The 12514-nt window shown below is 59.4% G+C and carries 12 protein-coding genes; 6 read left to right on the top strand and 6 right to left on the bottom strand.

Annotation, left to right across the window (positions count from 1 at the left end; all coding sequences use genetic code 11):
- Positions 1-74 precede the first annotated feature (74 nt).
- The 4 genes from yidC to rpmH are packed head-to-tail and all read right to left on the bottom strand — an operon-like array spanning position 75 to position 2453.
- On the bottom strand, positions 75-1712 hold the full coding sequence (gene yidC / locus MMS95_RS14945; protein WP_004933876.1) for a membrane protein insertase YidC: 1638 nt from the start codon (positions 1710-1712) through the stop codon (positions 75-77).
- A gap of 2 nt (positions 1713-1714) precedes the next feature.
- On the bottom strand, positions 1715-1972 hold the full coding sequence (gene yidD, locus MMS95_RS14940; RefSeq protein WP_004933881.1) for a membrane protein insertion efficiency factor YidD: 258 nt from the start codon (positions 1970-1972) through the stop codon (positions 1715-1717).
- Positions 1936-2295 (bottom strand): ribonuclease P protein component, encoded by a 360-nt coding sequence (rnpA, locus tag MMS95_RS14935; RefSeq protein ID WP_004933883.1) that lies wholly within the window; start codon positions 2293-2295, stop codon positions 1936-1938. Before rnpA ends, yidD begins: the two co-directional genes overlap by 37 nt.
- Positions 2296-2312: 17 nt before the next feature.
- On the bottom strand, positions 2313-2453 hold the full coding sequence (gene rpmH / locus MMS95_RS14930) for a 50S ribosomal protein L34 (protein WP_000831330.1): 141 nt from the start codon (positions 2451-2453) through the stop codon (positions 2313-2315).
- A 682-nt stretch (positions 2454-3135) separates the two neighbouring features.
- Between rpmH and dnaA the strand changes: the two genes are divergently transcribed.
- From dnaA to yidA, 5 genes are all read left to right on the top strand, one after another.
- The gene (gene dnaA / locus MMS95_RS14925; protein ID WP_004933889.1) at positions 3136-4530 is read left to right on the top strand and encodes a chromosomal replication initiator protein DnaA; all 1395 of its coding nucleotides are present in this window, start codon (positions 3136-3138) and stop codon (positions 4528-4530) included.
- Between the two features lie 4 nt (positions 4531-4534).
- Entirely contained in the window at positions 4535-5635 is a 1101-nt protein-coding gene (dnaN, locus tag MMS95_RS14920) for a DNA polymerase III subunit beta (protein WP_004933892.1), read from the top strand.
- Positions 5636-5680: 45 nt separating this feature from the next.
- Positions 5681-6766 (top strand): DNA replication/repair protein RecF, encoded by a 1086-nt coding sequence (recF, locus tag MMS95_RS14915; protein WP_004933895.1) that lies wholly within the window; start codon positions 5681-5683, stop codon positions 6764-6766.
- 18 nt (positions 6767-6784) lie between these two features.
- Entirely contained in the window at positions 6785-9199 is a 2415-nt protein-coding gene (gyrB, locus tag MMS95_RS14910) for a DNA topoisomerase (ATP-hydrolyzing) subunit B (protein ID WP_004933898.1), read from the top strand.
- 124 nt (positions 9200-9323) lie between these two features.
- Entirely contained in the window at positions 9324-10139 is an 816-nt protein-coding gene (gene yidA / locus MMS95_RS14905) for a sugar-phosphatase (protein ID WP_021504165.1), read from the top strand.
- Positions 10140-10164: 25 nt separating this feature from the next.
- Here yidA and MMS95_RS14900 read toward each other — a convergent pair whose 3' ends face one another.
- Both MMS95_RS14900 and MMS95_RS14895 read right to left on the bottom strand, forming a co-directional pair.
- Complete coding sequence (locus MMS95_RS14900; protein ID WP_242141869.1) at positions 10165-11106, bottom strand: ornithine cyclodeaminase family protein; 942 nt, start codon at positions 11104-11106, stop codon at positions 10165-10167.
- Positions 11093-12061 (bottom strand): threonine/serine dehydratase, encoded by a 969-nt coding sequence (locus tag MMS95_RS14895; RefSeq protein WP_242141867.1) that lies wholly within the window; start codon positions 12059-12061, stop codon positions 11093-11095. Before MMS95_RS14895 ends, MMS95_RS14900 begins: the two co-directional genes overlap by 14 nt.
- A 39-nt stretch (positions 12062-12100) precedes the next feature.
- Between MMS95_RS14895 and MMS95_RS14890 the strand changes: the two genes are divergently transcribed.
- Positions 12101-12514: a hypothetical protein gene (locus MMS95_RS14890; RefSeq protein ID WP_242141864.1), complete on the top strand. Its 414-nt coding sequence runs from the start codon at positions 12101-12103 to the stop codon at positions 12512-12514.

Here is a 12514-nt window from a genome sequence, read left to right as displayed (position 1 = left end):
GATGCAAAAAGGCGGTCTAATGACCGCCTTTGGTGTGACTGCAAGGGTCGGCGCGCCGAACCCCTACACTACGCTTAGCTTTTTTTCTTGTCGCGGCTGTGCAGACCGCGTTTTTCCAGACCACGGTAAATCAGCTGCTGCTGCAGGATGGTCACCAGGTTGCTGACGATGTAGTACAGCACCAGACCGGACGGGAACCACAGGAAGAACACTGTGAAGATCACCGGCATGAAGGTCATGATTTTCTGCTGCATCGGGTCAGTCACGGTGGTCGGCGACATCTTCTGAATGAAGAACATCGTCACGCCCATCAGGATTGGCAGGATGTAGTACGGGTCCTGCGCCGACAGGTCATGGATCCACAGGGCGAACGGCGCGTGGCGCAGCTCGACCGAACCCATCAGCATGTAGTACAGCGCCAGGAAGATCGGCATCTGAATGATCAGCGGCAGACAGCCGCCGAGCGGGTTCACTTTCTCCGCCTTGTACAGCGCCATCATCTCTTGGCTCATGCGCTGTTTGTCATCGCCGATGCGCTCGCGCATCGCCTGCAGCTTCGGCTGCAGCATGCGCATTTTCGCCATCGAGGTGTACTGCGCCTTGGTCAGCGGGTACATGATGCCGCGCACGATGAAGGTGATGATGATGATGGAGAAGCCCCAGTTGCCGATAAAGCCGTGGATGAACTTCAGCAGTTTGAACAGCGGCTGGGAGATGAACCACAGCCAACCGTAATCCACGGTCAGATCCAGGTGTGGCGCCAGCTGGGCCATCTGGTCCTGCAGCTCCGGGCCGACCCACAGGGTGGCGTTCAGCTGTTGCTGAGCGCCCGGCTGCACCACGACCGGCGTAGATTTGAAGCCGATGGTGGACAGGTTGTCACCCGGTTTGGCGGTGTAGAAGGTGTTGTCACCCTTGGTCGCCGGCACCCACGCGGTGGCGAAGTACTGTTGCAGCATCGCAACCCAACCGTCTTTGGTGGTGACGCTCAGGTTTTCGTCTTTGTCGAACGCGTATTTCTGGTACTTGTCCTCGCTGGACGAGTACGCCGCGCCGCGGAAGGTATGCAGCGCGAAGTTGCTGCTGCCGGTGTCACGGTGCTTAGGCAATTCGGTGGTCTGCTTCAGCTGGCCGAACAGGGTCAGCTCCAGCGGCGTCGCGCCTTTGTTGTCGATGCTGTAATCCACGCCGACCGCATAGTGGTTGCGTTTGAGCACGAAGGTCTTGGTGTAGATCGCGCCGTCTTTACCGGTGTAGGTCAACGGGATGCGCAGCTCGTCCTGGCCTTCCGGCAGGGTGTAGCTGTCTTGCGCCGCTTGGTACAGCGGGCGTTCGCCGTTGGCCGGGTTGTCCGGGCCGTTTTTACCGGTCAGGCCGCTTTGCGCCTGATAGACGAACGACGGGGTGGTTTCCAGCAGTTGGAACGGAGTCGATGAACCCAGAGTATCCGGGTAGGCCAACAGTTTAGCCTGCTCGATATCGCCACCACGGGTGTTGATGGTCAGTGACAGCACGTCGGTGTTCACGGTAATCAGCTTACCCTGACCACTGGCTGGCACGGCCTGGCTGGCGGCATCACCGGCTACTGCGTTCGAAGTCTGTTGCGTGGTCTGTGCGGCCGGCTGCGGAGCGTTGTCCGTTTGCCATGCCTGCCAGATCATGAAAGACACGAACAGCAGAGCGATGAGAAGAAGATTGCGTTGCGAATCCATCGTTAGTGTTCTCTGTTATCGTCGGTTTTTGGCGGCACCGGATCATCGCCACCTGGGTTCAAAGGGTGGCATTTTAATACGCGTTTCAATGCTAACCAACTGCCTTTTATCATGCCAAACCTGCTTAATGCCTCAATTGCGTAATGAGAGCATGTCGGCTGGAAGCGACAACGAGGCCCTAGCAGCGGGCTGATGACGAGCTGATAGGCCCGCACCAGCCCGATCAGGATGCGGGAGCCTGGCGACAGTGGCGACGCCATAATTTATCCAAAGCTTCCGTCAGCGCGCGGTTATCCAAATCCGCTATCCCCTTTTTGGCCACCACGACAAAATCCATCGCCGGTAATTCGTGCTGGCGCAGGCGGAAGCTTTCGCGGGTTAGGCGTTTGATCCGATTACGCTCGTGCGCGCGTTTGACGTGTTTTTTGGCGACGGTAAGACCGATGCGGGGATGCCCCAGCTGGTTCAGGCGGCCGAGGATGGTGATTTGCGGCGTGCCAGCCCGTTGTGGCTGCTGGAAGACGAAAGTGAAATGAGTGGGAGTTAACAAACGTAACTCCCTGGGAAAAGCGAGCTTAACCACTCAGCGGGTTAGCTTTATTACTTAGAAACAGTCAGACGAGCACGGCCTTTCGCACGACGGCGGGCCAGAACTTGACGACCATTTTTGGTGGCCATACGAGCACGGAAACCGTGGCTACGGTTGCGCTTCAATACGGACGGTTGGAAAGTGCGTTTCATAGCGATTTCTACCTAAACTTAAAATAATTACTGATCAGTAAACGCGTTTGGCTACTCGGCGTGAAGATGACCGACGCCTCAATCGCAATACATAAAGAAGCGGGATTGTAATAATTGTACAGTCCTGAGTCAATTCGCATCGCGCCAGCCTACCTGGTTGTCTGCCAATAACGGAACAAAATCCGCTCTTGGCCCGTGGTCACCGCAGAATCCTGTCTGGCTAATGACGCACCATAAGGAACCAGGTATCACACGTAGGGCGAAGATTATACGGACTCGGGGTGAAATCGCAAGGATCCCCGTGAGATCCTTTGCGCGCGTTCGCAGGATCCGGCGTGGATAACAGGGTATAACCGGTTGACAATGTAAAAAACGCGGCGCAGCGGCCGGGATCTGCGCGGTCATTCGGCGCTGGCGGTGAAAAGATCGCCGCCGGCCGCGGCCTGTGGATAAAATGGATCTAATCTGTGAGGAAGGGGAGGATCTCTTGCGCGGATTGCGCTATGATCCGTCATTCCGATCGCGATCCCTCATGCCGGGATCGTGAGGGACACAAACCGTGAAAGGCGGTTCGCATCCCCCACAGGCAAACAGCCGATGCCGGGTATGTGTCAAAAATCATGAGTTATAAAAAAGTTGTCCGTTTCTTTTCTTTATTGATCTTGTTCGAGTGGAGTCCGCCGTGTCACTTTCGCTTTGGCAGCAGTGTCTTGCCCGATTGCAGGATGAGTTACCTGCCACAGAATTTAGTATGTGGATTCGCCCATTGCAGGCGGAACTGAGTGACAACACCCTGGCGCTGTACGCGCCTAACCGTTTTGTGCTGGATTGGGTTCGCGATAAGTACTTAAACAACATCAATGGTCTGCTGAATGATTTCTGCGGCACGGACGCGCCTTTGCTGCGTTTTGAAGTCGGCAGCAAGCCGATCACGCAGGTGATCAGCCAGACCGTGACCGCCAGCGTCAGCAGCGCCCCTGCGGCTCCGGCGGCGCGCACGGCCGCGCCTTCGCGCCCGAGCTGGGACAACGCGGCGGCGCAGCCCGAGCTCTCTTACCGCTCCAACGTCAACCCTAAACACACCTTTGACAACTTCGTCGAGGGTAAGTCCAACCAGCTGGCGCGCGCGGCGGCTCGCCAGGTGGCGGACAATCCGGGCGGCGCCTACAACCCTTTGTTCCTGTATGGCGGCACCGGCCTGGGTAAAACTCACCTGCTGCATGCGGTCGGCAACGGCATCATGGCGCGCAAGGCTAACGCCAAAGTGGTCTACATGCACTCGGAACGCTTTGTGCAGGACATGGTCAAAGCGTTGCAGAACAATGCCATCGAAGAGTTTAAGCGCTACTACCGTTCGGTCGACGCGTTGCTGATCGATGACATCCAATTCTTTGCCAACAAGGAGCGTTCGCAGGAAGAGTTCTTCCATACCTTTAACGCCCTGTTGGAAGGCAATCAGCAGATCATCCTGACTTCGGATCGCTACCCTAAAGAGATCAACGGGGTGGAAGATCGTCTGAAGTCCCGCTTCGGCTGGGGGCTGACGGTGGCGATCGAGCCGCCGGAACTGGAAACCCGCGTGGCGATCCTGATGAAAAAGGCCGACGAAAACGACATTCGCCTGCCGGGCGAAGTGGCGTTCTTCATCGCCAAGCGCCTGCGTTCCAACGTGCGTGAGCTCGAAGGGGCGCTGAACCGCGTGATCGCCAACGCCAACTTTACTGGCCGGGCCATCACCATCGATTTCGTGCGCGAAGCGCTGCGCGATCTGCTGGCGCTGCAGGAAAAGCTGGTCACCATCGACAATATCCAAAAGACGGTGGCGGAGTATTACAAGATTAAAGTCGCGGATTTGCTGTCCAAGCGGCGTTCGCGATCCGTTGCCCGCCCGCGCCAGATGGCGATGGCGCTGGCGAAGGAGCTCACCAACCACAGCCTGCCGGAAATCGGCGATGCGTTTGGTGGCCGCGACCATACCACGGTGTTGCACGCCTGCCGGAAGATCGAGCAGCTGCGTGAGGAAAGTCACGACATCAAAGAAGATTTCTCCAATTTAATCAGAACATTATCTTCATAGCGCTATGAAATTTATCGTTGAACGTGAGCATCTGCTAAAACCGCTGCAACAGGTGAGCAGCCCGCTGGGCGGCCGCCCGACCTTGCCGATCCTGGGCAACCTGCTGCTGCAGGTGACGGAAGGCTCCCTGCTGCTGACCGGCACCGATCTGGAGATGGAGATGGTGGCGCGCGTCGCCCTGTCCCAGCCGCACGAGCCGGGTGCGACGACTGTGCCCGCGCGCAAATTCTTTGATATCTGCCGTGGCCTGCCGGAAGGGGCGGAGATTGCCGTCACGCTGGAGAGCGAGCGCATGTTGGTGCGGTCCGGCCGCAGCCGCTTCTCGCTGTCCACGCTGCCCGCGGCGGACTTCCCGAACCTGGACGACTGGCAGAGCGAGGTGGAGTTCACCTTGCCGCAGGCGACGCTGAAGCGCCTGATCGAAGCCACCCAGTTCTCGATGGCCCATCAGGACGTGCGTTACTACCTGAACGGCATGCTGTTTGAAACCGAAGGCGAAGAGCTGCGCACCGTCGCGACCGACGGCCACCGCCTGGCGGTGTGCTCGATGCCGATCGGCCAGCAGCTGCCATCGCATTCGGTGATCGTGCCGCGTAAAGGGGTGATGGAACTGGTGCGTCTGCTGGACGGCGGCGATTCGCTGCTGCAACTGCAGATCGGCAGCAACAACATCCGCGCCCACGTTGGCGACTTCATCTTCACGTCCAAGCTGGTTGACGGCCGTTTCCCGGACTATCGCCGCGTCTTGCCGAAGAATCCGGACAAAACGCTGGAAGCCGGCTGCGATCTGCTCAAGCAGGCGTTTGCCCGCGCGGCCATTCTCTCGAACGAGAAATTCCGCGGCGTGCGGCTGTACGTCAGCCAGAACCAGCTGAAGATCACCGCCAACAACCCGGAGCAGGAAGAGGCGGAAGAGATCCTCGACGTCAGCTACGACGGCGCGGAGATGGAGATCGGTTTCAACGTCAGCTACGTGCTGGACGTGTTGAACGCGCTCAAGTGTGAAGACGTGCGCCTGCTGTTGACCGACTCGGTCTCCAGCGTGCAGATCGAAGACGGCGCCAGCCAGGCGGCGGCCTACGTTGTCATGCCAATGCGGTTGTAGTCTCGTTACCTTGAATTACAGCACCGTCATCGGTAAAGAGATTGCATGGCTCTGACGCGTTTATTGATTAAAGACTTCCGCAATATCGAGGCGGCGGATTTGGCGCTGGCGCCGGGATTCAACTTCCTGGTCGGCGCCAACGGCAGCGGCAAGACCAGCGTGCTGGAGGCGGTGTATACGCTCGGCCATGGCCGCGCCTTTCGCAGCCTGCAGGCCGGTCGGGTCATTCGCCACGACCAACCGGAGTTCGTGCTGCACGGCCGCATCGAAGGCGCGGAGCGCGAGCTGTCGGTAGGATTGAGCAAGAGCCGTCAGGGTGACAGCAAAGTACGCATCGATGGCAGCGACGGCCACAAGGTGGCCGAGCTGGCGCAGCTGCTGCCCATGCAGCTGATCACCCCCGAAGGTTTTACCCTGCTGAACGGCGGGCCGAAATTCCGGCGCGCTTTCCTGGACTGGGGCTGTTTTCATAACGAACCCGGTTTTTTCACCGCCTGGAGCAACCTGAAACGGTTACTGAAGCAGCGCAATGCCGCGCTGCGCCAGGTGAGTCGCTATGCGCAGATCCGCGCCTGGGATCAGGAACTGATCCCGCTCGCGGAGCGCATCAGCGAATGGCGGGCGGAATACAGCGACGCGATCGCCGCGGATATCACCGCGACCTGCGCGCAGTTTCTGCCTGAATTTGCCCTGAGCTTCTCCTTCCAGCGCGGCTGGGACAAAGAGAGCGACTACGGCGAGCTGCTGGAGCGTCAGTTTGAGCGCGACAGGGCGTTGACCTATACCGCGGTGGGGCCGCATAAAGCGGACTTTCGCATTCGTGCCGACGGCACGCCGGTAGAGGATTTGTTATCGCGCGGTCAGCTTAAGCTGCTGATGTGCGCGTTGCGCTTGGCGCAGGGTGAGTTTCTCACCCGGCAGAGCGGGCGGCGTTGCCTGTATCTGATTGATGATTTTGCCTCCGAGCTGGACACCGGCCGTCGCCGGTTGCTGGCCGATCGCCTGAAAGCCACCCAGGCCCAGGTTTTTGTCAGCGCGGTCAGCGCTGAACAAGTGACCGACATGGCCGGTGAAAAGGGCAAGATGTTCCGCGTGGAACAGGGTAAAATAGAGGTTCAACCACAGGACTAAAATGAGCGAGAAACGTTGATGTCGAATTCTTATGACTCCTCAAGTATCAAGGTATTAAAAGGGCTGGATGCGGTGCGCAAGCGCCCGGGCATGTATATCGGCGATACCGATGACGGCACCGGTCTGCACCACATGGTATTCGAGGTTGTGGACAACGCTATCGACGAAGCGCTCGCGGGCCACTGTAGTGACATTCAGGTCACCATCCATGCCGACAACTCGGTATCGGTACAGGATGACGGCCGCGGCATTCCGACCGGCATTCACCCGGAAGAAGGGGTTTCAGCCGCAGAGGTCATCATGACCGTGCTGCACGCCGGCGGTAAATTCGACGACAACTCCTATAAAGTTTCCGGCGGCCTGCACGGCGTGGGCGTCTCGGTGGTTAACGCCCTGTCGGAGAAACTGGAGTTGGTGATCCGTCGCGAAGGCAAAGTGCACGAACAGACTTACAGCCACGGCGAGCCGCAGGCGCCGCTGAACGTGGTGGGCGAAACCGAGCAGACCGGCACCATGGTGCGTTTCTGGCCGAGCCACCAGACCTTCACCAACGTGACCGAATTCGAGTACGACATTCTGGCCAAGCGCCTGCGCGAGCTGTCCTTCCTCAACTCCGGCGTGTCTATTCGCCTGAAGGACAAGCGCACCGACCGTGAAGACCACTTCCATTACGAAGGCGGCATCAAGGCGTTTGTCGAGTACCTGAACAAGAACAAAACCCCGATCCACCCGAACGTGTTCTACTTCTCCACCGTGAAAGACGACATCGGCGTGGAAGTGGCGCTGCAGTGGAACGACGGTTTCCAGGAAAACATCTACTGCTTCACCAACAACATTCCGCAGCGCGACGGCGGCACGCACCTGGTCGGTTTCCGTACCGCGATGACCCGTACGCTGAACAGCTACATGGAGAAGGAAGGTTACAGCAAGAAGGCCAAGGTCAGCGCCACCGGCGATGACGCGCGTGAAGGCCTGATCGCCGTGGTGTCGGTGAAGGTGCCGGATCCGAAGTTCTCCTCTCAGACCAAGGACAAGCTGGTCTCTTCCGAGGTGAAAACCGCGGTTGAAACGCTGATGAACGAGAAGCTGGTGGATTACCTGATGGAGAACCCGGGCGACGCGAAAATCGTGGTCGGCAAAATCATCGACGCGGCGCGCGCGCGCGAAGCGGCGCGTAAAGCGCGTGAGATGACCCGCCGCAAAGGCGCGCTGGATCTGGCCGGCCTGCCGGGCAAGCTGGCGGACTGCCAGGAACGCGATCCGGCGCTGTCCGAACTGTACCTGGTGGAAGGGGACTCCGCGGGCGGCTCTGCCAAGCAGGGGCGCAACCGCAAGAATCAGGCTATCTTGCCGCTGAAGGGGAAAATCCTCAACGTCGAGAAAGCGCGTTTCGACAAAATGCTCTCTTCGCAGGAAGTGGCGACGCTGATCACCGCGCTGGGTTGCGGCATCGGCCGCGACGAGTACAGCCCGGACAAGCTGCGTTATCACAGCATCATCATCATGACCGATGCCGACGTCGACGGTTCGCACATCCGTACGCTGCTGTTGACCTTCTTCTACCGCCAAATGCCGGAAATCATCGAGCGTGGCCACGTGTTCATCGCACAGCCGCCGCTGTACAAGGTGAAGAAAGGCAAGCAGGAGCAGTACATCAAAGATGACGAGGCGATGGATCAGTACCAGATCGCCATCGCGATGGACGGCGCTACGCTGCACACCAACGCCAGCGCACCGGCGCTCGGCGGCGAGCAGTTGGAAAAACTGGTGGCCGAGCACTACGGCGTGCAGAAGCTGATTGGCCGCATGGAGCGCCGCTACCCGCGCGCGCTGCTGAACAGCCTGATCTACCAGCCGACGCTGAACGAAGGCGATCTCAGCGATGAAGCCAAGGTGAAGACCTGGATCGCGTCGCTGGTGCAGGCGCTGAACGACAAAGAGCAACACGGCAGCAGCTATGATTTCGTGATCTTCGAGAACCGCGAACGCCAGATGTTCGAGCCGGCGCTGCGCATCCGCACCCACGGCGTGGATACCGACTACAAGCTGGACTTCGACTTCATCCACGGCGGTGAATACCGCAAGATCTGCCAGCTGGGCGAGCAGCTGCGCGGGCTGATCGAAGAGGGCGCGTTCATCGAGCGCGGCGAACGCCGTCAGCCGGTAGACAGCTTCGAACAGGCGCTGGAGTGGCTGGTGAAAGAGTCGCGCCGCGGCCTGTCCGTACAGCGTTATAAAGGTCTGGGCGAGATGAACCCGGAGCAGCTGTGGGAAACCACCATGGATCCGGAAAGCCGCCGCATGCTGCGCGTGACCGTCAAGGACGCCATCGCTGCCGATCAGCTGTTCACCACGCTGATGGGCGATGCGGTTGAGCCGCGCCGCGCCTTTATCGAAGAAAACGCCCTGAAAGCGGCGAACATCGATATCTGATGCGTTAATGGCTGTGAAAATCCGCGCCGGGCGACCCGCGCGGATTTTTTTACGCCTTTTTTGGCGCTGACAGCCGAGGCTGAAACGCGTTAGCATGAATAAAAACCACTGGGAGAAGCGTTGAATGGCTATTGAACTGATTGCGATCGACATGGACGGCACGTTGCTGGATCCGCAGCATCAAATCACGCCGGCGGTAAAGCAGGCTATCGCGGCGGCGCGGCGTAAAGGGGTGCACGTGGTGCTGGCTACCGGGCGGCCTTATGTCGGCGTGCAGGACTATCTGCGCCAGTTGGACATTCAGGGCCCCGGCGATTTCTGTATCACCTATAACGGTGCGCTGGTGTTGCGCGCGGTCGACGGCGCCTGCATCCTGCAGGAAACCCTGGGCTTCGAGGATTATCTGCACTTCGAGCAGATGGCGCGCGAGTTAGGCGTTCACTTCCAGGCGTTTGATTTCGATACCTTGTATACCCCGAACAAGGACATCGGCAAGTACACCATACACGAGGCGGAAATGACCGGCATTCCGCTGAAATACCGCAGCGTGGAAGAGATGGATCGCCAGATGCGTTTTCCAAAAGTGATGATGATCGACGAACCGGCGCTGCTGGACAGCGCCATCGCGCGCATCCCGGAGGAAACGCGCGCGCGTTACACTATCTTGAAAAGTGCGCCTTACTACCTCGAGATCTTACATAAAAACGTCGATAAGGGCGCCGGGGTGAAAATGCTGGCCGAGCACCTCGGCGTGGCGCGGGAAAACATCATGACGCTGGGGGATCAGGCTAACGATACGGCGATGATCGAATATGCCGGCGTCGGCGTGGCGATGGGCAACGCCATTCCCGAGCTGAAAGCGGTGGCGCAGTTTGTCACCAGCGCCAATACTGAAGACGGCGTGGCGCGCGCTATCGAGAAGTTCGTGCTCAACGCCTGAGAAAACGGGGCGCTGCGGCGCCCCTTTATACTTTCGGCAACACCCCTTTGGCGATCTGCAGATCCTGAATCGCCAAGCCGGTGAGATCGGCGATGGTGATGTGCTGCGGCTCGCGTCGTACCCGCCCGCCCTGCGCCAATGCGGCGCCCATTTCGACGATCGGCGTTGAAGTCAGCTTGTTCTGCCGATAAGCCGTCGCGATCTCGCCATAGTCTGTGCACTGAGCCAGCGCATCGACCAACAGCGCGTCCGCGCGGGCCACCAGCTCGGTCGCCAGCTCCTGCTTGCCGGGCGCGTCGGCACCCACTGCGGTAATGTGCGTGCCGGGCCGAATATCCGCCGCCTGCAAAATCGGTTCGCGGCTGGGCGTGGTGGTGACGATCAGCTGACAGTGCGCCGCCAGCTCCGCCGCATCCTGCGTGACCCGCACCCGAAAACCCTCAGCCTCGGCATCGCGCTGATACGCCGCCAGCGCCTGTTCGTTGCGGCCCCACACCCATACCTCGCGGCAATCGGTCACCGGTTTCAGACATTGCAGCTGCAGCCGCGCCTGCAGGCCGGTGCCGACCATGCCGATCGCCTGAATATGCGGCGGCGCGCACAGCTCGGCGACGATGCGGCCGGCCAGGGCGGTGCGCAGCGCGGTCAGCCAACCTTCATCTTGCAGCAGCGCCTGCGGCTCGCCGGTCTGGGCGGAGAACGCCATCATCAGCCCCTGATTGCTCGACAGGCCGTGTTCGGCATTGCGATAGAAACCGGTAGAGATCTTGACCACGAACAGTTCGTCGCTTTCCAACCAGGCGGACTTGATGCAGCAGTCGCCGGCGGCCTGCTCGAACAGGAAATGCTGTACCGGCGGCTGTTGCACCCGCTGTTGCGAGTAGGCGATAAAACCCTGCTTCAGCAGCGGCGTAATGGCCTCGGCGTCGAACGCGGCGAGGATTTGCTGCTGATTAAGGATGCGCATCGGCGATGGCCTTGAGGTATTTCTCCAGCACGATGTTTTTACCGCACAGCACCACCGCCACCTTTTTACCTCGGTATTCCGGCGCCAGTTTGCTCGCCGCCGCCAGCGCCACGCCGGCCGCGCCTTCGATAATCCAGCGATCGCTGGCGGCGATCCGGCGCATCGCGTGTTTGATCTCCGCCTCGCTGACCAGCACTTTACGGTCAATCAGCTGCTGGCACAGCGGGAAGGTCACGGCGCCCGGCTCGACGCCGCCGGCGGTGCCGTCGGACAGGGTTTCTTGTTCTTCCACCGGGAAGATATGGCCGGCTTCCAGCGCGCTGTACAGGCTGGTGGCGTTTTCCGGCCAGCAGGCGATAAGCTGCGTGTTCGGCGACAGTTGCCGCAAAACGGTGCCGATGCCGGCGATATAGCCACCGCCGCCGACCGCCACGAACACCGCGTCAAGATCGGCGAGTTGTTCAACCAGCTCCATGCCGCAGGTGCCCTGGCCGGCAATGACCTGCTCGTCGTTATACGGCGAGATGTAGGTTTTCCCCTGTTCGCGTGCGGCTTGTTCCCCCGCCAGTTCGGCGTTCAGCGCGTCGCCCGGCACCAATTCCACGGTGCCGCCCAGCGCCCGGATGGTGTCGAGCTTGATGCTCGCCGCCGTCTCCGGCGCATAAACCGTGACGCCAACGCCCATCCGTTGCCCCGCCAGGGCGACAGCCTGGCCGTGGTTGCCGGTTGAGGCGGCGATCACGCCGCGCCGGCGTTGCTCGTTATCCAACAGCCGCAGCTTGTTGCTGGCGCCGCGAAATTTAAAGGAACCGGTGTGCTGCAGGTGGTCGCATTTCAGATACAGCTCGCAGCCCAACTGCTGAGAAAGCAGCACGCTGCGCTCCAGCGGCGTGACCCGCACCTGAGGGCGCAGTTGCTGATGAGCGGAAACAATGGCATAGAAGAGGGTGTTCATACCGGCTCCAGAAAATTAATTTGGACTTAAAAATCCAGTTTGTACTTTTTTGTATTTATTGTAAACCCCGCGGCCCGACCTTCGGGCACACCGATCAGAAAACGGCAACGGTCGGCGGGAGCATTGCCGTTTTCGGTGAAAATAATCATAAACCTGTCGTTTAGCGGCACGATTTTTTATTTATTTGCGTTAAGTAAGGCGCTGCCGCTGCCTTATTCTTATAAGGGAAGTGAGAATAAAAAAATAGCGTTTGCATCACCCACCTCTATTACATTGGCGCCGTTGAGTCTCGCCGGCAGGAATTCTATCGCCTGGTCGGCCGCTTATTTCCTGCCGACGCCGTCGATCGGCTTAAATGATAAGACGCTGGAAAATAATTGCGTGATTTCGAATCGAAAAATCCTCCCGCCTCACCCTCACAGGCCATATGAAACGCTGCGGGCGATCCGGTAA

Origin of the sequence: Serratia sp. PGPR-27, from assembly GCF_022678525.1 — a bacterium.
Lineage (GTDB): Bacteria > Pseudomonadota > Gammaproteobacteria > Enterobacterales > Enterobacteriaceae > Serratia > Serratia nematodiphila.
The sequence above is the reverse complement of the archived record's forward strand: the minus strand, read 5'-3'. Positions and strand labels throughout refer to the sequence as shown.

Bases quoted from the DNA above. Each gene is read 5' to 3' on its own strand.
- recF (WP_004933895.1), top strand. From the start codon at position 5,681: ATGGCTCTGACGCGTTTATTGATTAAAGACTTCCGCAATATCGAGGCG.
- gyrB (WP_004933898.1), top strand. From the start codon at position 6,785: ATGTCGAATTCTTATGACTCCTCAAGTATCAAGGTATTAAAAGGGCTG.
- MMS95_RS14895 (WP_242141867.1), bottom strand. From the start codon at position 12,061: ATGAACACCCTCTTCTATGCCATTGTTTCCGCTCATCAGCAACTGCGC.
- yidD (WP_004933881.1), bottom strand. From the start codon at position 1,972: ATGGCGTCGCCACTGTCGCCAGGCTCCCGCATCCTGATCGGGCTGGTG.
- dnaN (WP_004933892.1), top strand. From the start codon at position 4,535: ATGAAATTTATCGTTGAACGTGAGCATCTGCTAAAACCGCTGCAACAG.
- MMS95_RS14900 (WP_242141869.1), bottom strand. From the start codon at position 11,106: ATGCGCATCCTTAATCAGCAGCAAATCCTCGCCGCGTTCGACGCCGAG.
- rpmH (WP_000831330.1), bottom strand. From the start codon at position 2,453: ATGAAACGCACTTTCCAACCGTCCGTATTGAAGCGCAACCGTAGCCAC.
- yidC (WP_004933876.1), bottom strand. From the start codon at position 1,712: ATGGATTCGCAACGCAATCTTCTTCTCATCGCTCTGCTGTTCGTGTCT.
- yidA (WP_021504165.1), top strand. From the start codon at position 9,324: ATGGCTATTGAACTGATTGCGATCGACATGGACGGCACGTTGCTGGAT.